Below are 21,475 nucleotides of genomic sequence, written 5' to 3' on the forward strand. Positions count from 1 at the left end.
AAAAAATCTATTCAATTAGAATAGATTTTTTAAATTTATAGTGATTCAACCAGAATCCAAGCATCTGGATTGTCGGTTTTTCGAATTTCCTGTTTAGCTTTTTCGGCTTCTGGGAAAGTGGCGTAACTTCCGTAAAGAACCGGAAATAATCCATATTTATTCTGTGGAATTCTTCTCGCTTTATATCCTTGTTCAGATAGTTTTTCAAATGCTTTTTGGGCATTTCTTTCGTCTCTAAATGCCCCTGCCATAATGTGGTAGGACATTTTTGATTCTTTTACAGTAAGTGTTACTGCCGGAATAGGGTTTTCGATAAAGAAAGTGGCTTCTTGAATTTTATGTTGAACTTGTTTTTGAACGGATTGTTGCACAATAATTGTTTCATTAGCGATTTGTTGTTGATAAATTGGATAACCAATAGCTCCTGTAATACCCAATCCCAAAACAAAAATAGCGGCATATTTCAAATAAACATTAGCTCTTCTTCTTTCTGGAATTAAAGAAATTATTTCACTTTCCTCGATATTTTCCTCAAGAGCTTCGATTTTTTGTTCGAAAAGTTCTCTTTTTACCATTGGCGAAACGAAAGCACTTAAACCAAAAGAATTAGTCAAATAATTGGTTTGGTCATAAGGCGTAAAAATCAAATTTTTATCGGCGTTAAGCGAAAAATTCCCCACATTTTTGATGGAAAACAATCCGTTTTCTTGAAGCGCTTTTTTCCAATTGAAAACTTGGTATTGAATGGCGCTTATGGCATATTCGTAGGATGTTTTTTCGGTTTGGGCAATATGATTGGCCAATAGTCCATCGTTATTTTTTAGATAAGCATTAAAAGAAATCATTTTCTTTGGAGGAAAAAAAGAATTGGAACTTTCAATTAATTGAGCTGATTGAATTTCGGTCAAAAAAGCTCCGAAACCCGGAACGGTTACACACTGGTAACGGTATAAAAGTTGTGCGATGTATGGTTCGATGTTCATAGACACAAAGTTATACATTGAGAATAGTTATCAAAATTTTATTCACAATTTTTATTAACAATCCGCATAAATTTTTATACATTTCAACCTCAAATAATTAGTATGACAGACCAAGATTTATTTCATTTATTGGCATTGCAACAAGTAGAAGGTGTGGGCGATATTATGGCCAAAAAATTAATAAATCATTGCGGAAGTGCAGAAGCAGTTTTCAAGACAAAAACTTCCCAAATCGCTGCCATTGATGGAATTGGTTCCATTTTAATCCAAAATTTAAAAAGTAAAACCGTTTTCGAAAAAGCCGAACAAGAACTTCAGTTTATAAAATCAAACGAAATCAACATTTCTTATTTCCAGAACGAAAATTACCCCGATCGTTTGAAACATTGCATCGACGGACCAGTTTTGTTGTTTACATCAGGGAATATTGACTTGAAAAACAAAAAAATAATCAGCATTGTAGGAACCCGGCAAATCACGTCTTACGGAATGGAGTTCTGCCGAAAACTGATTGAAGATTTGGCGCCGCTTGATCCTGTAATTGTGAGTGGTTTTGCTTATGGAGTTGATATTTTTGCACACCAATTAGCTATAGAACACGACCTGCAAACTATAGGCGTTGTGGCTCACGGGTTGAACCAAATTTATCCCAAAACCCACAAGAAATACGTTGCCAAAGTGGAACAAAACGGCGGTTTTATGACCGAATTTTGGAGTTCGTCCAATCCTGAAAAAGAGAATTTTGTTCGCAGAAACCGCATTGTGGCAGGAATTTCTGAAGCCACAATTGTCATCGAATCTGCCGATAGAGGCGGTTCATTAATCACTGCAAATATTGCAAATGATTACAACCGCGATGTTTTTGCTGTTCCAGGAAGAATAACGGATAAATACAGTCAAGGTTGCAATAATTTGATTAAAACCCAAAAAGCAAATCTGCTAACAAGTGCTGCGGATTTAATTTATATCTTGAATTGGGACATCGACAGTAAAACTAAACCTATACAAAAGCAATTGTTTGTCACTCTCGAGAATGACGAACAAAAAGTATACGATTACCTTCTAAAAAACGGAAAAGAATTGATGGATATAATTGCCTTGCGATGTGATTTCCCTATTTATAAAATCTCGGGAATGCTCCTGAATATGGAACTCAAAGGAGTAATTCGACCGTTGCCTGGGAAATTGTTTGAGGCGATTTAGAAAAGCAGATTCACAGATTACAAATCATTTTTTATCCGTGAATCTGTGGCTATCTTCGTTTACTCAAACCCCAATTTCGATCTCACTCTTCCTAAAACTCCATTAGCAACAATTCCTGCTTTTTCGGCGCCGGTTTTTAATAAAGAATCCACTTCACTAAGGTTATTCATAAAGTAATTGTATTTCTCTCTTTCGGTTTTGAATCTTTCGACAATCAGTTCAAACAAAGCTTGTTTGGAGTGACCGTAACCGTAATTTCCGCCTAAATAATTGGCTCTCATTGCGGCGATTTGTTCTGATGTTGCCAATAAGGAATAAATAGCAAAAGCATTACAAGTATCCGGATTTTTTGGAGCTTCGAGCGGAGTGCTATCGGTTTCGATGCTCATTACTTGTTTACGCAAGGTTTTATCATCCAAGAAAATATTGATAATATTATTGGCTGATTTACTCATTTTTCCACCATTAGTACCAGGAATTAACATACTGTCTTTTTGGATTATGGCTTCAGGAATTACAAAGGTTTCTCCCATTTGGTGATTGAAACGGGAAGCCACATCGCGTGTAATTTCTACGTGTTGCAACTGGTCTTTTCCAACGGGAACAAACTCCGCATCATACAACAAAATATCAGCAGCCATCAACATTGGATACGAAAATAACCCGGCATTTACATCTTCCAGTCTATCGGCTTTGTCTTTGAAAGAATGTGCCAAAGTCAACCTTTGGAACGGAAAAAAACAACTCAAATACCAAGACAATTCCGCAGTTTGTGGTACATCAGACTGACGATAAAAAACCACTTTATCTACATTCAAACCACAAGCAAGCCAAGCTGCTGCTGTGCTATACGTATTTTCTCTTAATGTTTTTCCGTCTTTTATTTGGGTTATCGAATGCAAATCGGCAATGAAAAGAAAGGATTCATTTGCTGGATTATTTGATAATTCAATTGCGGGAATGATTGCGCCAAGTAAGTTTCCTAAATGTGGTGTTCCTGTACTTTGAACGCCAGTGAGTATTTTTGCCATTATGTTTATTTCTTAACCACAAAGTTCGCAAAGATTTTCGCAAAGATTGCAAAGTTTTAATTTTTCTACCACAAAGGTTGCAAAGTTTTTCGTAAAGTTCTCAAAGATTTAGAGTTTTTTAAAAAAGTTTTCAAATGTTATAAATTATTGACTACTCTTCTAATGCCATTTTTTAGTAGAACTTCGTTAAAGTTTATTAATAGTCCGAGTTTATAGTTTCCAAGTTTTAAATACGTTAGAGTTTGAGCTAAGTGAATTTCGCACAATGACTCTACACTTTTAAGTTCAATTATAAATTTGTTTTCTACCAATAAATCAACTCGATAACCGCAATCTAATTTTACCTCTTCAAAGATTATTGGCAAAACTTTTTCTTTTTCAACAAAAAGTCCAAATTGATTTATTTTATAAAACAAACATTCTTTATACGCATTTTCCAATAAACCTGGGCCAAGACCTCTATGAACTTCAATTGCTAGACCTATAATAATTTTGGAAATTTCATTTTCAGTCATCTTTTCTTTTATACTTTGCGAAAAATTTTGTGCACTTTGCGGTTAGACATATTCAAACTTACACACTTTTACTTACTTTTGACGCTATGAGAGGAATAAAAATTATTTTTTGGGCTGTTTGGCGTGTCTGGTTTTATGTTTTAATGACCATTCCCATTCTTGTGATGTTTCCTTTTCTGGTATTGTCCATTTTGACCGATAGCGGCTATCCTTATTTTTTTAAAATGGCGAGGATTTGGTCGAAAGTCATTCTTTTTGGAATGGGATTTTATTATAAAACCGAAAAAGATCAAGAACTCGAGTCCCATAAAAGTTATATGTTTGTTGCCAATCACACTTCGATGGTCGACATTATGCTGATGCTTGTCTCGGTAAAAAAACCATTTGTTTTTGTGGGAAAAAAAGAGCTGTCAAAAATTCCATTGTTTGGTTTTTTCTATAAACGAACCTGTATTTTAGTCGACAGAACAAATTCCAGAAGCAAACACGGAGTTTTTGAAAGAGCCCAAAAAAGAATCAATCAAGGACTTAGTATTTGTATTTTTCCCGAAGGTGGTGTTCCCAATGATGAATCCATAGTTTTAGACCATTTTAAAGACGGAGCTTTCCGCTTGGCGATTGACTATCAATTACCGATTGTTCCCATTGCTTTTGGAGATAATAAAAAGCGATATTCCTATACCATTTTTAGTGGAAGCCCAGGACTTTTACGCGTAAAAATTCTTCCATTTATTGAAACAAAAGGAAAAACAATGGCTGACAAGAATAGCATTAAAGATCAAGCTTGGAAAGAAATTCACGAACAATTATTAGAGTTTCAGAAGAAAACAATTAAGTAACTTGTCATTTCGACGAAGGATAAATCACATAACCAGAGAAACAATGAGATTGCTTCGTTCCTCGCAATGACAGTAAAAAAAAGAGCCTCACATTGGAGACTCTTTTCTAATTTTAAGCATTATTTTCTTTAATCTTAGCCTTAATTTTGACTTCTAATTCATCGGCTAATTCCGGATTGTCTTTGATTAAAGCTTTCACCGCATCTCGACCTTGTCCTAATTTGGTTTCACCATAACTAAACCAAGAACCCGCTTTTTTGATAATTTCAAATTCAACGGCTAAATCTAAGATTTCTCCTGTTTTTGAAATTCCTTCGCCGTACATAATATCAAATTCGGCAACTTTAAATGGCGGAGCCACTTTGTTTTTCACGACTTTCACTTTGGTTCTGTTTCCAAGTACGTTATCACCATCTTTTATTTGTGTTGAACGACGAATATCCAAACGAACCGAAGCATAAAACTTCAATGCATTTCCACCCGTTGTGGTTTCTGGATTTCCGAACATTACGCCAATTTTCTCTCTCAACTGGTTGATGAAGAAAACCGTACAATTGGTTTTGCTGATCGTTCCGGTCAATTTTCTCAATGCCTGGGACATCAAACGAGCATGAAGACCCATTTTAGAATCACCCATTTCGCCTTCGATTTCACTTTTTGGAGTCAAAGCGGCAACCGAGTCAATCACGACAATATCAATGGCGCCAGAACGAATTAAATTCTCGGCAATTTCTAATGCTTGTTCCCCATTGTCAGGTTGCGATATGATTAAGTTTTCGATGTCAACGCCTAATTTTTCGGCATAATTTCTATCGAAAGCGTGTTCTGCATCTATAAAAGCTGCGATTCCTCCGGCTTTTTGAGCTTCGGCAATAGCGTGCAAAGTCAAGGTTGTTTTTCCTGAAGATTCTGGACCGTATATTTCAATCACTCTTCCTCTTGGATAACCGCCAACTCCCAAGGCTAAATCGATACCCAAAGATCCAGACGAAATAGTTTCTACTTCTTCGACGGCTTTGTCTCCCATTTTCATCACGGTGCCTTTTCCGTAGGTTTTATCCAGTTTGTCAAGGGTTAGTTGTAGTGCTTTTAATTTGGCTTCTTTCTCTGAACTCATCGTGTCTTTTATCTTTTCTTTCATTTATTTTTTGTGTTTCTCTTTTTGTAAAAATACTTCTTTTTTTGGAAGAAGCAAGGGGAGTGTTTTATGGAAATTTGAGGGTGTTTTTTGAATTATAGTTTTATTGATTTGTCGTTTTCATGGTTTAAAAACTTAAACTTTTGCTAGATGAGATTTCAAATAATATCGATTAAATTCAAAAATAAAACCTTGTTAAACTGCTTTTACTGACTTGATTTCTTTTGGTTTTACTTTTGTTAAATTAAATTTGGCTTTACTTTCGTTAAATAACATTAGTTGGTAAATTTGTTCTTTATATTCATCGTGTTTTTCATTCTCTGAATGTATTTGATTTGGGAAAAGAATTGAATAAGCGTCTTCTAAATTTTTTTGCACTAAGTTTTCTGGAATAGATTCACTTATTTTTTCTAATGATTTTAAAAAATATGATTCACTAATTTCACAAGCAGTTAAGCTTAAACCTGCGTTATAGCAAGCAATAGCAATAGTTCCACTTCCTAAATGAGTATCTAATATTTTATCACCTTTTTTAGCATACATTTTTAAAAGCCATTCATAAAGCTCAATTGGTTTTTGAGTTGGATGAATTTTATTCCTGTTTTTTCTAACACTATATCTGAAAATTTTAGATGGTTTATCTAAAGATGACCAAGCCATTTCCGCCATCGAAAAATTATTTAAACTTTCAGGTTGATTTTTGTCCCAAATAATAAAACCTTTATTATACTCACTTCTTAACCAAATTTGACTAAAATAATTTCCACCCCAAATAATTTGATTTTTGGATACTCTAAATAACTCATTAAAATATTCGTCATTAGGTTTTACATCCCACTGACTATATTCTTCCATATTAAATTTATGGTCTCCACCTCTTTTCGTTTTATTCAAAATACCGTAAGGAGGATCAACAATTGCTAATTCAAAATAATTGTCTGGATATCTAGACATTAATGCCATATTATTTTCTCTTGTGACTGTAATCATAGTATGTATTAATTTTTAGTTGCAAATCTTGCAATTGTTAAATCAGAAATATTTTTGCTAATGTCCTTACCTAAATTGTTTACAATAATATTATCAAAATCTTGATAATCAATTTCTCTAATATCATTTTCAATACAATTGTATAAGTATTCAGAAAATGTACTAGCTCTAATTATAACAATTGGACTTGTTTTTATGTCTTGTAATACTGCAGGAACATATCTTGGAGTTATGACGATTGTATATATACCGCCAATTTTTTCGCGATGTCCATCTAAACGTCCTGAATTTATTCCTGACAGTTTGTTTTTAGTTGATTTTGCATCTACCGCAAATTTCTTTTTCTGTGTTAAATATAAACATTCAACATCGGTGTTTCCTGCACCTCCAATTTTTTCAGCTTCAATATTATAAAACATATTAAAACCAGCAACTAAAGCATCTTCAAATAAGTATGCTTCCGAACCATCATTATTATTAGAACATTGTTCTATTAATTTTGGTAGGTTTAGTAATTCTAATTTTTTGTCATTTATTATTTCGCCAATATCTTCTAAAAGGAAACGAGGATAAAAACTATAAATTTCTTTTGTTATATCAATTTTTAACCTTTCAGGATCATTTAAAATCAAAGGTTTTTCTAAAATTGTGTTTTCTTTTTCAAGTTTAATAACTAGATCTAAAACATTTTTTGAAATGCTAACTTCATTTCTGGTAACTTTTCTAAAAGTTTTACCTTTTCCGTGCTGTAATTTACAAATAATATTCCCAATTTTTTTGTCTAAAACACCTGCTCCATTAAATAATGTACTAACATAATAATCCCATTCATAGGCTGAATTTACATAAGCGTGTCTATCGCTTTTGAATTTAGTCTCTAGCTCTTTATCTGATAATTTTCTGTTTTTCAATAATTCAATTACCAAGTTTTCGTAGATTTTTGGAGAAACTTTATTTATAAAAACAATAGTGTATGCAACTTCATATGCATAAAGTTTATAAGAAAGTCTTTTATCTAACAAAAGTCTAAATATTAGCCTAAATGGGAAAAGCTGAAATTCACTATTTGTGCCACTATGAGGATGTTGAAATTGAACAGCCCAGAGCATCGTCATAAATATTTTTGCAGAATTTACCTTGCTATCAATGTGTTTCAAAAATAGATTTCCTAATGGACTAAATAAAAACCTATCTTCTCCATCAACTTTTGCTTGATAACCAAACATATAGTATGATAACTGATTGATTTTATGATTAATCGCATCTAATGGAAATTCAGAATTTCGTTCTTTATAAAGCCCAACTTCTTTAAGCTTAAGATTTAACTTTGTTTTCTCTTCTTTTGTAATTGTTGTCTTTGAAAAAGATTTTAAAAATTCTGCAACTGAACACAATAATTTAAAATCATTAATATGACGATACAATATCCATTTTTTGTTTTCTATTCTTAATGTCATATTAATTGTCTATTTGTTCAACAATTTTTTTAATTAATAAGGGAGGAATACATTCCCCAATACATTTTCTAATTAATAATTCAGAAGTGTCATTTGGAATATTCCAATCTTTAGGGAGTGAGGATAACAACATTAATTCCAATGGTGTTAAAACTCTTGCGTCAGAATAAGTTCCATCTTTTTTGAGTCTTCCAGGATGTACATTTAATTGTGAACTTATAGCATCATTTCGCATTGTTATTGTTGGAGCTGGTTCATCCCATTTAATTCTTCTATAAGTTGTGTCGTAACTTTTTATCTTTTCCCCATTTGGTTTTTGCGGATAAAAAATTTCGTTTTCAAAAGCTGTTTTGCCTGTAGGTGTATTTTTCATCCACTCTATATGATTTTTAGAATGTTTACGTGCAAAGTGCCATTTTATTTTAGATTTTTCTCCAGCCTCAATACTTGGCAAATTACCAATAGCTTGCTCAACGGATATATTTTCTGAATGAATAGGAGAACCCCATTTTAGACCTTTCTTGTATAATTTAATTATTGCCCTAGTTCTTTTTTGTGCAACACCAAAATTCGAAGCATCATATACTTCTGCTTCTATATTGTATTCATCTTTAAACAAAATTGATAAAATATCTATTATTTTTAACTGTTGATTTTGAAAAGGAAGCTCTATTTTAAAAAAAGTAGGTACATTTTCTATTAAAACAAACTTTGGAGATTTTATTTTGATAAAATCTATAATTCTAAAAACCAAATAATTACGTTCATCATTTAGCATTTGTTGAACATTCCTGTTTTTTCCAGCAACACTCATACCCTGACAAGGTGGAGAAGCTAATAAAAAATCGAGATTATCTGAACTATTATCCAATATGGATTTAAAAATTGTATCATCTAAAATATTTCCTGCAATCATATTTGATTTTGGGTAAATAGCTTGATATAGATTAGCTCTTTCAAATAACAATTCATTTGCTACAGTAATATTCAACCCAATATCTTCTAGATAAGTTTCTGATATACCGGCACTTGAGAATAAAGAAGTTCCAGTCATCTTTTAAAATTTAATAGTTCCTTGAGTTGTTTTTCGGGCTCTAAAATATTTGGCTTTCTCTTCTGCTAAGAGGAATAAACTTTTAGTGTCTTCTTCTTTATATATTAATTCAGCAATTTTTTCACTAAAATATTCTTTTTCAAGAAATTTTATATCAAGGTTAAATACACAAGAAATTTTTGGCAATAGTTCCTCGTTAACATTTCTTTTACCATTTTCAATTTTAGATAATGTTGATTGGTCAATATCTAATGAAGCAGCAAGTTTTGTTAAGGTAAGATTATTTTCCAACCTCAATTTATGAATATATTCTCCAATAGTTTCTTTCATCTTCTTGACGTTTTTGTCTTGACATTTTTGTCAAAAATAAAATAAAAAATGCCAATTAACAAAGAATTTGCTAATCATTTTTAGGTGGTTTTATGATTTGTCTTGTATACAACTTCTAAATTGCTCTAAGAAAATTATCAAAATCCGATAATGTTTGTTGTACTTTGTTCAACAAACATTGAGTTTAAACAAACAACGCCTTCAATTCCGTAGCATCGTGAGGATTCATTTTTCCGGCCAAGACCAAGCTCAATTGTTTTCTTCTCAAGGCGGCGTCATAACGCTGTATTTCGAGTTCGGTTTCGGGAATAATGTGCGGTACTTCAACAGGTTTTCCCATTTCGTCGACGGCCACAAAAGTGTAAATGGCCTCGTTGGCTTTAGTCCTAATTCCGGATTTTCGGTCTTCGACCCAAACGTCGATGTATATTTCCATCGAGGTTTTGAAGGCTCTGGACACTTTCGCCTCCACGATGACCACACTTCCCAGCGGAATTGCTTTGTTGAAAGCCACGTGATTTACCGATGCCGTTACAGCAATTCTGCGAGAATGTCTTCCGGCTGCAATGCTGGCGGCACGATCCATTCGAGCCAATAATTCGCCACCAAAAAGGTTGTTCAACGGATTTGTTTCGCTTGGCAAAACCAAATCAGTCAATACGGTCAAAGATTCAGAAGGATGTTTTGAAGTCATTTTTTATGTTGTTTTTCAATTTGAAAAATTTTACCGCAAAGGCAGCAAAGTTTTCTCATTTAGTTTTTAAATATTTAAGAATGCTAAGATGAAAATTTTCGATTTTAAAGGAGGTATTTACTTTTAAAAGTTTCTGTTTCTGTTATAGAAAATCGAAGATTTTCACCTTTGCGAACTTTTAAAAACCATCAAAAAATATTACTTTGCGTCTTTTACTTCGTCAGTTCGCTATCGCTCGTGTGTGGTAAACCTTTTTAAAACTAAATTAGTTATTAACTCAATAATAAAACAGTCATCACAGCTGGAATAAAGTAAATGACAATGGTTCTTGCACCGTCATAATCTTTGGCCAATCGTTGTCCAAAAAGCAACATTAACAAAGTGATACTCGAAAAAACGGCACCATACAAACCAAAGGTTCTTCCATTGCTAACGAATAATTCAATGCCGCCAACCACGCACAAAACACCTGAAATTAATTCTAAAACCAAGATATTCAGCAAGGCTAAATGAACCAGATTTTTCAATTGGGTTTTGGCAAAATGTTCTTTTAACCAATCGAGGTTGTCTTTCCAATAAAATAGTTTGTCATAACCAGATTGTATAAAAGTGATGGCCAAAAAAGCCAAAAGCAAAATGGAGGCAGCGTTGTTCATAAGCTTATTTTTTATGTATTAAACGAGTGAGTTTTATGGATAAATCGGTCAGGATAATTTTAGCATTTCCGTTGCGCTCGATGTGGTAAATCGCATCGGACAATTCCTGAAATATTTCGTGAATGTTGTTGCCGTTTACAAAAGGCGCAAATTTTGCAATTGTAAAATTTTCGACAGCGGGTTCAAAATAAACTAAACTTGGCGTTTCATAATTATGCAGCAACGCCTGACGAAAAATATCAATGCAATATTGCAGAAACTTCTTTTGGGTTTCTCTTCCCAAAGCTGCAATTTGTTCGCTCCAATGAATTAAATCCGCAATAATGGCAGGATTTCCTTTGGCTTTAAAAGCCGCACGAACCCAAACAACAAACCACTGTTCGAATGGAAATTCTTCGCTGTTATCTTTTAATAAATGTAAGGCTTTGTTGTAATTTCCTTGTGCCTGATGCGCGATTTTTGTGGCTAGTTTTGGTTCTATTTGTTCACGAGAAACCAGCGCTTCAGAAATTACGTGTTCGCTCAATCCATTAAAATGCAAAACTTGGCAACGAGAACGAATCGTTTGAATAATATCTTCCTCGTTTTCGGAAATCAGAATAAAAACTGTTTTTTCTGGTGGTTCTTCGAGTAATTTTAGCAATTTATTGGAAGCAGCAATATTCATTTTATCGGCCATCCAAACGATCATAATTTTATATCCGCCTTCGTAGGATTTTAAAGCCAATGATTTTAAAATTTCCTGTGCATCATCAACCCGAATTTCTCCTTGTTTGTTTTGAACACCCAAAATTGAATACCAATCGAACAAACCTCCGTAGGGATTTTGGCTAATAAATTGTCTCCAATCTGCAATGAAATCTATGCTTTTCGGTTTTGTTTTTACATCTTCGGTGCTTACCGTTGGATAAACAAAATGTAAATCTGGATGTGAAATTTTTTGGAATTTAAGATTGCAACTTTCATTGGCACCAAAATTTTCTCCGTTTTGATTGCCGCATAAAATGTATTGCGCATAAGCAATCGCCATTGGTAAAGTACCACTTCCCTCGGGTCCGACAAATAATTGTGCGTGAGGAATTCTGCCCAAATCGGCACTTCGTGTCAAGTGATTTTTGATGTGATCCTGCCCTAAAATATCTGAAAACTGCATAGGGCAAATATAGCAGAAAATGCACTATTTTCGCAATTTCAGTTATAAAGTTTGAGAAATATAGATTCTAAAATTATTCATAAAACTAATTTTTAGTAGATGTAAAAAACCAAAATACGCATTTAATTATTAAATTACATCGTTTTCGTTACCAGATTGCTATAATTTTCAAGCTATTCTTATTTTTAAATTCCTTAAAAGTTCTATATTTGTTTTTCTTTCAAAAAAACTAAAAAACATATCCAATGAAAACCATAAACGATTTCGATTTCAAAAATAAAAAAGCCTTAATCCGAGTTGATTTTAACGTGCCTTTAGACGAAAATTTTAATGTAACCGATGCCACTCGAATCGAAGCGGCAAAACCAACAATCGACAAAATTCTTGCCGATGGAGGAAGTGTGATTTTGATGTCACATCTTGGAAGACCAAAAGGTATTGATAGAAAATATTCATTAGGACATATTGTAAAAAAAGCTTCGGAAATTCTTGGGCAAACCGTTTATTTTTCGCCAGATTGCATTGGAGCTGAAGCCGAGAAAGCCGTAAACAATATACAACCAGGTCAAATTTTATTATTGGAAAATTTACGTTTTTATGCTGAAGAAGAAGCTGGAGATGTTGATTTTGCAAAAAAACTGGCTTCTCTTGGAGATATTTATGTAAACGATGCTTTTGGAACTGCACACAGAGCACACGCATCAACTACAATAATTGCACAGTTTTTTCCAAAAGACAAATGTTTTGGATTATTATTGGCAAAAGAAATCGAAAGTTTAAACAAAGTTTTGAAAGATTCTCAAAAACCAGTAACAGCTGTTCTTGGAGGTTCAAAAGTGTCTTCTAAAATTACGGTTATCGAAAATATTCTGGACAAAGTTGACCATATGATTATAGGTGGTGGAATGACTTTTACTTTCGTGAAAGCTTTGGGTGGGAAAATAGGAGATTCTATTTGTGAAGATGACAAACAAGAATTGGCATTGGAAATTCTGCGTTTAGCTAGAGAAAAAGGAGTACAAATTCACATTCCTGTTGATGTTATTGCTGCGAACGCTTTTTCAAAAGACGCCGATACTCAGGTTGTTGATGTTCGAAAAATTCCTGATGGTTGGCAAGGACTTGATGCCGGACCAAAATCTTTGGAGAACTTCAAAAAAGTAATTTTAGAATCAAAAACCATACTTTGGAACGGACCTTTAGGTGTTTTCGAAATGGATAAATTCGCTAACGGAACCATTGAATTAGGGAACTTTATTGCAGAAGCAACCGAAAACGGAGCATTCTCACTTGTAGGTGGAGGAGATTCTGTTGCAGCAGTAAAACAATTTGGTTTTGAAGACAAAGTGAGTTATGTTTCAACCGGTGGAGGAGCAATGCTAGAAATGCTAGAAGGTAAGATTTTACCCGGAATCGCGGCTATTTTGGACTAAAAAACGCATTTTTAACAATATTTACTGAAATTTTTAGTTTCAACGTATTATGTTTGCAAAAGACGATTAGGTTTTAATCGTTTGAAATATAGTCTGTTGATTAAAAAATTATGAATATAAAAAACACAGCCCTATCGTTTTTTCTATTATTGTCAATTTCTATGTTTTCGCAAAAAATTGTTGAAAACAAAGGATTTGCAAAAACTGAAATAAAAAATTCCTATTTAGATTCTATCAAAAAAACTTTCGTAAAAGACAAAATGGCTTCTTGCGTGGACAGTTTGTGGCTTAAGGAATTAGCTAATTTAGATATATATAATGATATTTCTGATGATATAAAAAACATCAATATTGACGAAAAAGTTGATTTTGAATTGCCAACAGAGTTGTTGAAGGAAAGACTGGCGGCAATGGATGCAAAATCTCCGTTCAATATTGAATACAACCAAGGTCTGGAAAACATCATCAAGTCATTTCTTAAGAACAGGAAAAAATCTTTTGGAAGATTAATGGCTATTTCGGAATATTATTTTCCATTGTTTGAAGAGGCTTTGGCCAAACAAAATGTGCCTTTGGAGATAAAATACTTGGCGGTTGTAGAATCAGCTTTGAACCCCAAAGCAGTTTCAAAAATGGGCGCTACCGGACTTTGGCAGTTTATGTATCAAACGGGAAAACTCTATAATCTAAAGATCGATTCCTATGTTGATGAACGAAGCGATCCCTTGAAATCAAGCGAAGCCGCTGCACAATATATGACTAATATGTATGCAATTTTTGGCGATTGGGATTTGGTTTTGGCATCCTATAATTCGGGTCCTGGAAATGTTACTAAAGCGATTCGACGTTCTGGCGGACAGCAAAATTATTGGAACATCAGAAAAAATTTGCCAAAAGAAACTCAAGGATATGTTCCCGCTTTTCTGGCCACGATGTATATTTACGAATACCACAAAGAACACGGAATTATAGCGGACAGAGCCTTGGTAAAACAATTTGCCACTGACACCATAATGATTAAAAAACAAATGTCGTTCAAGCAAATTTCAGACTTGCTCGATGTTCCTGTGACGCAATTGCAACTTTTGAACCCGTCATATAAACTGAATGTGATTCCGTTTTATCAAGATCAAGCCCATTTTTTAAGATTGCCAAAGGAAAAAATATCCGTTTTTGCATCAAACGAAGACAAAATTTATGCTTATGTTCAACGTGAATTAGACTTTCGTGAAAGACCATTTCAGGTTACAAAAGAAATTGTGCTGAACGATACAATGAATTACTCAATTCAACGAATTACACTTCCCAAAACAAAATATTACATCGTAAGACGTGGAGATAATCTGGGTGAAATAGCTGATAAATATAATATTAGCATTTCTGATTTGAAAAAGTGGAACAGAATAAAAGGCAATACAGTAGCTCGGGGCAAAAGCCTGAAAATCATTACCAATGAAAGTGTTGTTAAAACCGTTAGAAATGAACCAAAAACGGATAGAATTCCTTCAGAAATTAAAGCGGACAATCAACAGTTAGCCGTTTCAGAAACCAAAGCAAATAAAGAAGACAAAACGAAAAAACCCATAAGAACTGATACTTTATCATCTAATGTTGCTGCTAATTATGTAGTTCAAAAAGGAGATAATCTTGGGAATATTGCCAAAAAATATAATGTTACCGTTGAAGAAATTAAAGAATGGAATCATCTTTCGAGCATTAATATTCAGCTTGGTGAATCGTTGCAAGTTGCAAAAACCGATGTGAATTCTAATGAAAATATGGCTGCAACCACTAAAACTGAAAATGTTGAATATGTTGTTAAAAAAGGAGACAATCTTGGAAATATTGCCAAAAAATTTGGTAGTTCTGTTGACGATTTGAAACAATGGAATAATCTTCAAGAAAATAAAATTGCTTTGGGAAGTAGTTTAATTGTTGCCAAAAGTGAAGTGGCAATTGAAAGTAAATCTGTCGCAGCAACATTCAGAAAAAGAGATAATTTAGCTTCAGCTTCAAAAAGCAACACCATCAATTATTATGTTAAAAAAGGCGATTCCTTATACAGTATTGCCAAAAAATATCCAGGGGTAACCATTTCAGATATTAAAAAATGGAATGACATAAGCGGTGAAGACCTTAAACCGGGAATGAAGCTAAAAATTAACGGATAAGACAATAATCTTCTATAAATTTGGGTTTTATTTCATAATTAATTTCATAATGAATAAAACCCATTTTTTATTTCTTCTATTTGCCTTCCTCTTTTTTTCTTGTAATAAGAAAAGTGATAATTTGCCCCGAAAAGCAACAGGAAAAATCAATACTATTTCGGTAATTATTGACGACCAATTATGGAACGGAGAAATTGGCGACAGCATTCGAAACAAGTTTGCATCACCAGTGATTGGATTGCCACAAGAGGAACCTTTGTTTACCATAAATCAATATCCAGTCAAACTTATGGAAGGATTTATGACTGACAGCAGAACGATTATCGTTGTAAAAAAGGACGACAAAAATAAATTCGAAATCAAGAAAAACCAATATGCATCACCCCAAAACGTATTTCATATTTCAGGAAAAACAAACGCCGATATTTTGGAAATCATTGAAAAACACACACCCAAAATAATCCAAATCATAAAGGATACTGAAATCGCCGAAAACCAAAGGATTAGTAGTCAATCGCTAATAAATACTCAAAGAATTACTAATGCATTCAATATTTCTCTGGATGTTCCTTCCGGTTATTTGTACGTGCTCCAAAAAAATAAATTTATTTGGCTCAAAAAAGAAATTGTTAGTGGCAATACCAGTATTTTAATTTATCAAGTTCCAATAAGTTCCATTAAAAAAGACTCGAATAGCATTGCTAGTATCATTAAAATGCGTGATTCCATTGGGGATTTGTATATTCGCGGAACAGAATCCGAGACGAAAATGATTACCGAAGAAGGCTATGCGCCCTATCTTTTCAAAATTAAATTAGATGGTAAAGAAACCTATGAAACTAAGGGAACTTGGGAGCTAAAAAATGAATTTATGTCAGGCCCGTTCATCAATTATGCAATTGTGGATGAACAACACGACAGAATTTTGGTTCTAGAAGGATTCTGTTATTCTCCATCTAAAGAAGAGCGTGATCTGATGCACGAATTAGAATCAATTATTAAATCAATCAGTATTTTAAAATAAAATTATGCAGATGGCACTACAATGGGAAATCAAGACTTTTGAAAATCTTTCGGTAAATGAACTATATGATATTATGAGGTTAAGAAGCGAAATATTTGTTGTCGAACAAAACTGCGTTTATCTTGATCTTGACGGAAAAGATAAAGTGGCATTACACCTTTTTGGCGAATTCGAAGGCAAAATTGTGGCATATTCCAGACTTTTTAAAGCAGGTATTTCATTTGATAACGCTTCTATTGGGAGAGTTACTGTTGATGCTAAATTTCGCGACAGAAAATGGGGTCACGACTTAATTCGAGAAGCTATTATAGGAATTAAGACTCATTTTGGCGAATGCAAGATCACTATTGGAGCACAATTATATCTGCAAAAATTCTATGAAAGTCACGGATTTGTTAAAACCAGCGAAATGTATCTCGAGGATGATATTCCGCATATTGAGATGAAAAAGGAGTAATTATAATTTGGTTATAAAAAGTTCCACCCGCCGATCTTGAGCATCCTCTTTGCCAAGCGGAAAACGGTTTCCATATCCTTTATACGACATTCGATACGGGCTTATTCCTTTCGAATGAAGATACACAAACACATTTTTGGCCCTGTTTGTGGAAAGATTTCTGTCTTGGGTTTCCTTGTCAATAGCATCAGTATATTTGCTTGAAGTGCAACACACATGACCTTTAATTTCAAATCGAAGCGTCTTGTGTTTTTCCAATAAAACAACAATTCTGTCCAATTCTTTTTTTGCTTTTAAAGAAAGGACGCTCGAACCCATTTCAAATGAAACTCGTTCTAAAATAATGAGATCTCCCGCTTTTGGATTTTCCGGAAAGGAAGTATACACTGTTTTTTTGATAAAAATTAAATCTACACGTCTGTTTTGATCGCGTGTTTTTTGTAAATTTTTTATAGAATCCTTAACCAAAACTACACGTCCCCTGCCTTCGCAAATAAAAATTTTATTTTGCAGAACACCGTTAGAAAGCAGTGTTTTCTGGACGGTTGCCACTCTTTTATTAGACAATTTATCGTTATAATCCTCACTTCCTCTGTCATCACAATAACCATAAAGCTGAATGGCTTCAAATTGTGAAAAATCAGGCGAGTTTATAAGACCAATAATTGTATTTATTTGGGTTTTATTCAAAGAGAATTTATCAAAGTCAAAATATACGGATTGAACTGAGTCTTCTTGTGCAGAGAGATAGCCATAAAATAAAAGAAATAGTATTTTTAAGCCTCTATTCATCACATTTTCAGGATGCTTTTATACTCATCACTATTGCTCAGAACGCTTGTTGCTTTCTTGATTTCGGAGTTGTTTTTGAGATAATATTGATATAAGCCTTCTTGATATTGATAACGTTTAATGATTTCGTCAAGGATTAAATTTTTGATTTCCTTTTGGTTTTTATCTAATGAAGTTTCTTCACTTTTTTGAAGGGCAGTCAGTAATTGCTGATATTCAGAGCTAATGCTTTCGTCCACTTTTTCTTTTTTGGCTACAGCGAAAGTGTTTTTCAAAGCGAGTTCCGTTTCAGTGTCGAAAGAAAATTTCTGGATTTTTAAATACTGTTTAAAATCTTGGAAATCAGCATCAGAAAATGTTGGAATTTGATAGCCTAAATTTGGATTTTTGTAATAATAGGCAGTTGCATAATTGAAAATTCCGTCGTTTTTAAGCAAGGCTTCCGTAATTGGACTTGTTTTCGTTTCTTCGAGTTCAATGTCAGGTTGAATGCCGCCTCCATCATAAACCGTTCTTCCTTTTCGGGTTTTGAAAGCGTTATAATTCTTGGCTTCGGTTTTTGTGGCGACACCGTTTTTGTCTTTATGTGTATAATCCAAAGCCTGAATGCATCTTCCTGAAGGTGTGTAATAGCGAGAAATCGTAACTTTTAATTGCGTTCCATAAGTCAGATCTACCGGTCTTTGAACCAATCCTTTTCCGAAACTTCGGCTACCAATGACCACGGCACGATCCAAATCCTGCAAAGCTCCCGAAACAATTTCTGATGCCGAAGCACTTTTTCCATTCACCAAAATAACTAATGGAATTTCAGTATCTATAGGCTCTCGTGAGGTTTTATAAGTATTGTTGTGCTTCTCAATTTTTGATTTTGTGGTTACGATTGTTTCATTTTTTGGAACAAATAAATTACAAATATTCACAGCTTCATTCAAAAGCCCACCAGGATTTCCTCTTAAATCCAGAATAATTTTATCAGCGCCTTCTCTTTTTAATTGTTCTAAAGCTTCCTTAGTTTCCAATGAAGCTTTTTGGTTAAAATGGGATAAAACGATATATCCGGTTTTGTCGTCAATTTTTCCAAAAAACGGCACCGATTTTATGGCAACTTCATCAAGTACAATTTGGGCCGAGTTTGTTTTGCCTTGGCGGATGTATTTGACATCGATTTTAGTGTTTTTTGCGCCTCTAAAAAGCTGTGAAGCGTCGCCTTTGAAATCGGACAAAACAATATCGCCAATTTGAATAATTTCGTCACCAGCTTTAAGCCCGGCTTTATCCGCAGGGAAGTTTTTATAGGGTTCGCGAATGATTAATTTGTCTTCTTTTCGAGTAACCGAAGCGCCAATTCCGGTATATTCGCCAGTATTGTTTATCTTGAATTTCACAACATCCTGCTCATTAAAATATACGGTATATGGATCAAGACTGGCCAACATTCCTTTGATGGCTTTGTCCATTAAATCGCCAGGATTTGTTTCGTCGACATAGTTTTTATTTAACTCTTTAAAAAGCGTTGTAAATATTTCTACCTGTTTGGCAATTTCAAAAAAATCGTCTTTGAAACTAACGCCAACAAACAAAAATGCTGAAGCTATGGCCGGAAGAATGAACTTTTTTTTGAATGGAGAAGTCATAATCAGTATTGGCTAAATTTTAGACCACTAAAATAAGAATAAAACACCAATAATAACAAAGCAGCTATATACAAAGTCGCTATTCTTCGTTTTTTAATTGGTGAACAAACTTTTCAAACAATTGAATGGTTTTAATGTTGATTTCTTCGTAAGATAATCGGTCTTTGGTTTGATAAAAAAACATAAAAGCATATTTTTTGTCCAAATTATCAATCAGAATGTTTTTGTTTAAACGATAGGTTTCGCGAAGAATGCGCTTGAAATAATTACGATCCACGGCGTGTTTGAAGTATTTCTTGGAAACCGAAACCCCCATTTTTAGTTTTTGTTCCGAAGTTTCGGGAATGCCATAATCACTTTCCACATAAACCAGTCTCAAAGGATATTTTGACACAGATTTGCCTTTGGAAAAAAGTAAATCTATCGTGATTTTACTTTTTAGCTTTTCGTTTTTTGGATAAGTGAAGTTCATTTTTTATATAAAAACAGTAAATATTTTCGAATGCAAAGGTACAATTAAACCCTAAACGGTTTTATTTTTTTAGAATGTAGTTTTTTTTTGTTTGATTGAATTTGTGGGGACGCAATGCAATTTTGTGCTAGCCGTTCAGGAGAAAATTTAGTTCATTTCTGAGCAATCGGGTTTTGCAATGGTGTTATTACTTAATTGAACGTTCACTTTTTTTGTTTTAAACTGCATTAGCAGATTTGTTATTATTGCTAATATTATTGAAACTATAATTAAGATTAGCCACCAATAAGGAATTACCCAAAAGGTAAAATATTTTGTTGATTGAATATAATCATAATGCTTTATTCCTAAATTTTGGATCCCTTCAGCAATACAGGCAAAGTATAAAATTAACATCAATACTATCAGGTAAACTAGTAAGTATTTAATTATGTTTTTCACCTTATTTTGGGCTTGTATTTCCGAAATCTTTGTTTTACTCCCGTTCACACTGATATACAAATTATCCTTGTTACGGATGACGTAGAATTGCATTCTGAGCACAATCCTACAAGCAACTAAAACAAATTTAATCAAATAATTCGTAATTAATAACCAAAACAACATTATTGTTTGGTATTAAAAACCCACTAAAAATATATTTCTTATTTTTGCAAACTAAAACCACTAAATGCAAAAAATTATATCTTATCCAATATCCTTTATTGCAATTCTGTTATTCCTTTTAATATTAATTATTTTTCATCCCATCCAGTGGATTTGTTTTAATGTTTTTGGTTACCAAGCTCATAAAAAAAGTGTAGATTACCTGAACTTTTTCTTATTAAGAATCGGTCACGTTTTAGGCACAACCTATAAAATTGAAGGCAGGGAAACCATTCCGACTGGAGTTCCCATTATTTTTGTGGCAAACCATCAGGGGATGTATGATATCATTGGAATGATTTGGTTTTTGAGAAAATTTCATCCAAAATTTGTAAGCAAAGTTGAATTAGGAAAAGGAATTCCTAGTGTTTCTTATAATTTACGACACGGAGGCTCGGTTCTTATTGACAGAAAAGATCCAAAACAAGCTATTCCGATGATTAAAGGATTGTCAGAATATATAGAAAAGTATAAAAGATCAGCGGTAATTTTTCCAGAAGGGACAAGAAGTAAAACAGGAAATCCGAAGGAATTTGCACAAAGCGGCTTGAAAATATTGTGTAAATATGCGCCGTCTGCTTATGTTGTGCCTATAAGTATCAATAATTCCTGGAAGTTTTTTAAATTTGGACTTTTTCCGTATGGTTTAGGAAATCACATTACCTTTACCATTCATAAGGCTTTAGCAGTAGAAAACTTTACCTTTGAAGAAATAATAAAAAAAACAGAAAGCACTATTGTTGAAGGAATAAAAATTTAAAATAGTAATAAATTGTGTATGTTTGGGATAAATACAAAATC

Annotated in this window: 21 protein-coding genes; 7 read left to right on the forward strand and 14 right to left on the reverse strand. The window is 33.4% G+C overall.

The features are described 5' to 3' along the window. Positions 1-35 precede the first annotated feature (35 nt). Positions 36-983 (reverse strand): HU domain-containing protein, encoded by a 948-nt coding sequence (locus IR213_RS01525; RefSeq protein ID WP_194310543.1) that lies wholly within the window; start codon positions 981-983, stop codon positions 36-38. A 102-nt stretch (positions 984-1,085) separates the two neighbouring features. On the opposite strand from IR213_RS01525, the gene dprA reads away from it, so the two are divergent. Further along, a complete protein-coding gene (dprA, locus tag IR213_RS01530) occupies positions 1,086-2,186 on the forward strand; it encodes a DNA-processing protein DprA (protein ID WP_194310544.1) in 1,101 nt (366 codons plus the stop codon). 59 nt (positions 2,187-2,245) lie between these two features. On the opposite strand, the gene trpS is transcribed toward dprA, so the two are convergent. Continuing rightward, positions 2,246-3,217: a tryptophan--tRNA ligase gene (gene trpS / locus IR213_RS01535; protein WP_194310545.1), complete on the reverse strand. Its 972-nt coding sequence runs from the start codon at positions 3,215-3,217 to the stop codon at positions 2,246-2,248. Positions 3,218-3,354: 137 nt separating this feature from the next. Beyond that, positions 3,355-3,732: a GxxExxY protein gene (locus tag IR213_RS01540; RefSeq protein WP_194310546.1), complete on the reverse strand. Its 378-nt coding sequence runs from the start codon at positions 3,730-3,732 to the stop codon at positions 3,355-3,357. Between the two features lie 86 nt (positions 3,733-3,818). Here IR213_RS01540 and IR213_RS01545 point away from each other — a divergent pair, with 86 nt between their 5' ends. Continuing rightward, positions 3,819-4,571: a lysophospholipid acyltransferase family protein gene (locus IR213_RS01545; protein WP_194310547.1), complete on the forward strand. Its 753-nt coding sequence runs from the start codon at positions 3,819-3,821 to the stop codon at positions 4,569-4,571. Between the two features lie 112 nt (positions 4,572-4,683). Here IR213_RS01545 and recA read toward each other — a convergent pair whose 3' ends face one another. The 8 genes from recA to IR213_RS01585 all read right to left on the reverse strand — a co-directional run bounded on the left by recA (position 4,684) and on the right by IR213_RS01585 (position 12,043). Beyond that, the gene (recA, locus tag IR213_RS01550) at positions 4,684-5,688 is read right to left on the reverse strand and encodes a recombinase RecA (RefSeq protein ID WP_194310613.1); all 1,005 of its coding nucleotides are present in this window, start codon (positions 5,686-5,688) and stop codon (positions 4,684-4,686) included. A 216-nt stretch (positions 5,689-5,904) separates the two neighbouring features. Then, positions 5,905-6,699 (reverse strand): DNA methyltransferase, encoded by a 795-nt coding sequence (locus tag IR213_RS01555; RefSeq protein ID WP_194310548.1) that lies wholly within the window; start codon positions 6,697-6,699, stop codon positions 5,905-5,907. Positions 6,700-6,707: 8 nt separating this feature from the next. Next, the gene (locus IR213_RS01560; protein WP_194310549.1) at positions 6,708-8,156 is read right to left on the reverse strand and encodes a restriction endonuclease; all 1,449 of its coding nucleotides are present in this window, start codon (positions 8,154-8,156) and stop codon (positions 6,708-6,710) included. 1 nt (position 8,157) lies between these two features. Next, positions 8,158-9,210, reverse strand: a complete 1,053-nt coding sequence (gene dcm, locus IR213_RS01565; RefSeq protein ID WP_194310550.1) for a DNA (cytosine-5-)-methyltransferase — start codon at positions 9,208-9,210, stop codon at positions 8,158-8,160. A gap of 3 nt (positions 9,211-9,213) precedes the next feature. Continuing rightward, entirely contained in the window at positions 9,214-9,540 is a 327-nt protein-coding gene (locus IR213_RS01570) for a helix-turn-helix domain-containing protein (protein ID WP_194310551.1), read from the reverse strand. 184 nt (positions 9,541-9,724) lie between these two features. After that, the gene (locus tag IR213_RS01575; protein WP_194310552.1) at positions 9,725-10,234 is read right to left on the reverse strand and encodes an acyl-CoA thioesterase; all 510 of its coding nucleotides are present in this window, start codon (positions 10,232-10,234) and stop codon (positions 9,725-9,727) included. 272 nt (positions 10,235-10,506) lie between these two features. After that, entirely contained in the window at positions 10,507-10,890 is a 384-nt protein-coding gene (locus tag IR213_RS01580; protein WP_194310553.1) for a DoxX family membrane protein, read from the reverse strand. A gap of 4 nt (positions 10,891-10,894) precedes the next feature. Next, positions 10,895-12,043 carry a DNA polymerase III subunit gene (locus IR213_RS01585; protein WP_194310554.1) on the reverse strand — a complete coding sequence of 383 codons (1,149 nt, stop codon included), beginning with the start codon at positions 12,041-12,043 and terminating at the stop codon, positions 10,895-10,897. Positions 12,044-12,288: 245 nt separating this feature from the next. On the opposite strand from IR213_RS01585, the gene IR213_RS01590 reads away from it, so the two are divergent. The 4 genes from IR213_RS01590 to IR213_RS01605 all read left to right on the forward strand — a co-directional run bounded on the left by IR213_RS01590 (position 12,289) and on the right by IR213_RS01605 (position 17,128). Then, complete coding sequence (locus IR213_RS01590) at positions 12,289-13,476, forward strand: phosphoglycerate kinase (RefSeq protein WP_194310555.1); 1,188 nt, start codon at positions 12,289-12,291, stop codon at positions 13,474-13,476. Positions 13,477-13,586: 110 nt separating this feature from the next. After that, complete coding sequence (locus IR213_RS01595) at positions 13,587-15,647, forward strand: LysM peptidoglycan-binding domain-containing protein (protein ID WP_194310556.1); 2,061 nt, start codon at positions 13,587-13,589, stop codon at positions 15,645-15,647. Positions 15,648-15,696: 49 nt separating this feature from the next. Beyond that, positions 15,697-16,671 (forward strand): DUF4837 family protein, encoded by a 975-nt coding sequence (locus IR213_RS01600; RefSeq protein ID WP_194310557.1) that lies wholly within the window; start codon positions 15,697-15,699, stop codon positions 16,669-16,671. A 10-nt stretch (positions 16,672-16,681) separates the two neighbouring features. After that, positions 16,682-17,128, forward strand: coding sequence for a GNAT family N-acetyltransferase (locus tag IR213_RS01605; RefSeq protein WP_194310558.1), 447 nt, complete (start codon positions 16,682-16,684; stop codon positions 17,126-17,128). Here IR213_RS01605 and IR213_RS01610 read toward each other — a convergent pair whose 3' ends face one another. The 3 genes from IR213_RS01610 to rnpA all read right to left on the reverse strand — a co-directional run bounded on the left by IR213_RS01610 (position 17,129) and on the right by rnpA (position 20,029). Further along, positions 17,129-17,920, reverse strand: a complete 792-nt coding sequence (locus IR213_RS01610) for an OmpA family protein (RefSeq protein WP_194310559.1) — start codon at positions 17,918-17,920, stop codon at positions 17,129-17,131. Beyond that, positions 17,920-19,557 carry a S41 family peptidase gene (locus IR213_RS01615; RefSeq protein WP_194310560.1) on the reverse strand — a complete coding sequence of 546 codons (1,638 nt, stop codon included), beginning with the start codon at positions 19,555-19,557 and terminating at the stop codon, positions 17,920-17,922. Before IR213_RS01615 ends, IR213_RS01610 begins: the two co-directional genes overlap by 1 nt. Before the next feature lie 79 nt (positions 19,558-19,636). Beyond that, positions 19,637-20,029, reverse strand: a complete 393-nt coding sequence (gene rnpA, locus IR213_RS01620) for a ribonuclease P protein component (RefSeq protein WP_194310561.1) — start codon at positions 20,027-20,029, stop codon at positions 19,637-19,639. A 670-nt stretch (positions 20,030-20,699) separates the two neighbouring features. On the opposite strand from rnpA, the gene IR213_RS01625 reads away from it, so the two are divergent. Continuing rightward, positions 20,700-21,434: a lysophospholipid acyltransferase family protein gene (locus tag IR213_RS01625; protein ID WP_194310562.1), complete on the forward strand. Its 735-nt coding sequence runs from the start codon at positions 20,700-20,702 to the stop codon at positions 21,432-21,434. Positions 21,435-21,475 lie beyond the last annotated feature (41 nt).

This window comes from Flavobacterium soyangense (genome assembly GCF_015277675.1).
In the GTDB taxonomy this organism is placed as follows: Bacteria; Bacteroidota; Bacteroidia; order Flavobacteriales; family Flavobacteriaceae; genus Flavobacterium; species Flavobacterium soyangense.

Bases quoted from the DNA above. Each gene is read 5' to 3' on its own strand.
- IR213_RS01525 (WP_194310543.1), bottom strand. From the start codon at position 983: ATGAACATCGAACCATACATCGCACAACTTTTATACCGTTACCAGTGT.
- dprA (WP_194310544.1), top strand. From the start codon at position 1,086: ATGACAGACCAAGATTTATTTCATTTATTGGCATTGCAACAAGTAGAA.
- trpS (WP_194310545.1), bottom strand. From the start codon at position 3,217: ATGGCAAAAATACTCACTGGCGTTCAAAGTACAGGAACACCACATTTA.
- IR213_RS01540 (WP_194310546.1), bottom strand. From the start codon at position 3,732: ATGACTGAAAATGAAATTTCCAAAATTATTATAGGTCTAGCAATTGAA.
- IR213_RS01545 (WP_194310547.1), top strand. From the start codon at position 3,819: ATGAGAGGAATAAAAATTATTTTTTGGGCTGTTTGGCGTGTCTGGTTT.
- recA (WP_194310613.1), bottom strand. From the start codon at position 5,688: ATGAGTTCAGAGAAAGAAGCCAAATTAAAAGCACTACAACTAACCCTT.
- IR213_RS01555 (WP_194310548.1), bottom strand. From the start codon at position 6,699: ATGATTACAGTCACAAGAGAAAATAATATGGCATTAATGTCTAGATAT.
- IR213_RS01560 (WP_194310549.1), bottom strand. From the start codon at position 8,156: ATGACATTAAGAATAGAAAACAAAAAATGGATATTGTATCGTCATATT.
- dcm (WP_194310550.1), bottom strand. From the start codon at position 9,210: ATGACTGGAACTTCTTTATTCTCAAGTGCCGGTATATCAGAAACTTAT.
- IR213_RS01570 (WP_194310551.1), bottom strand. From the start codon at position 9,540: ATGAAAGAAACTATTGGAGAATATATTCATAAATTGAGGTTGGAAAAT.
- IR213_RS01575 (WP_194310552.1), bottom strand. From the start codon at position 10,234: ATGACTTCAAAACATCCTTCTGAATCTTTGACCGTATTGACTGATTTG.
- IR213_RS01580 (WP_194310553.1), bottom strand. From the start codon at position 10,890: ATGAACAACGCTGCCTCCATTTTGCTTTTGGCTTTTTTGGCCATCACT.
- IR213_RS01585 (WP_194310554.1), bottom strand. From the start codon at position 12,043: ATGCAGTTTTCAGATATTTTAGGGCAGGATCACATCAAAAATCACTTG.
- IR213_RS01590 (WP_194310555.1), top strand. From the start codon at position 12,289: ATGAAAACCATAAACGATTTCGATTTCAAAAATAAAAAAGCCTTAATC.
- IR213_RS01595 (WP_194310556.1), top strand. From the start codon at position 13,587: ATGAATATAAAAAACACAGCCCTATCGTTTTTTCTATTATTGTCAATT.
- IR213_RS01600 (WP_194310557.1), top strand. From the start codon at position 15,697: ATGAATAAAACCCATTTTTTATTTCTTCTATTTGCCTTCCTCTTTTTT.
- IR213_RS01605 (WP_194310558.1), top strand. From the start codon at position 16,682: ATGGCACTACAATGGGAAATCAAGACTTTTGAAAATCTTTCGGTAAAT.
- IR213_RS01610 (WP_194310559.1), bottom strand. From the start codon at position 17,920: ATGAATAGAGGCTTAAAAATACTATTTCTTTTATTTTATGGCTATCTC.
- IR213_RS01615 (WP_194310560.1), bottom strand. From the start codon at position 19,557: ATGACTTCTCCATTCAAAAAAAAGTTCATTCTTCCGGCCATAGCTTCA.
- rnpA (WP_194310561.1), bottom strand. From the start codon at position 20,029: ATGAACTTCACTTATCCAAAAAACGAAAAGCTAAAAAGTAAAATCACG.
- IR213_RS01625 (WP_194310562.1), top strand. From the start codon at position 20,700: ATGCAAAAAATTATATCTTATCCAATATCCTTTATTGCAATTCTGTTA.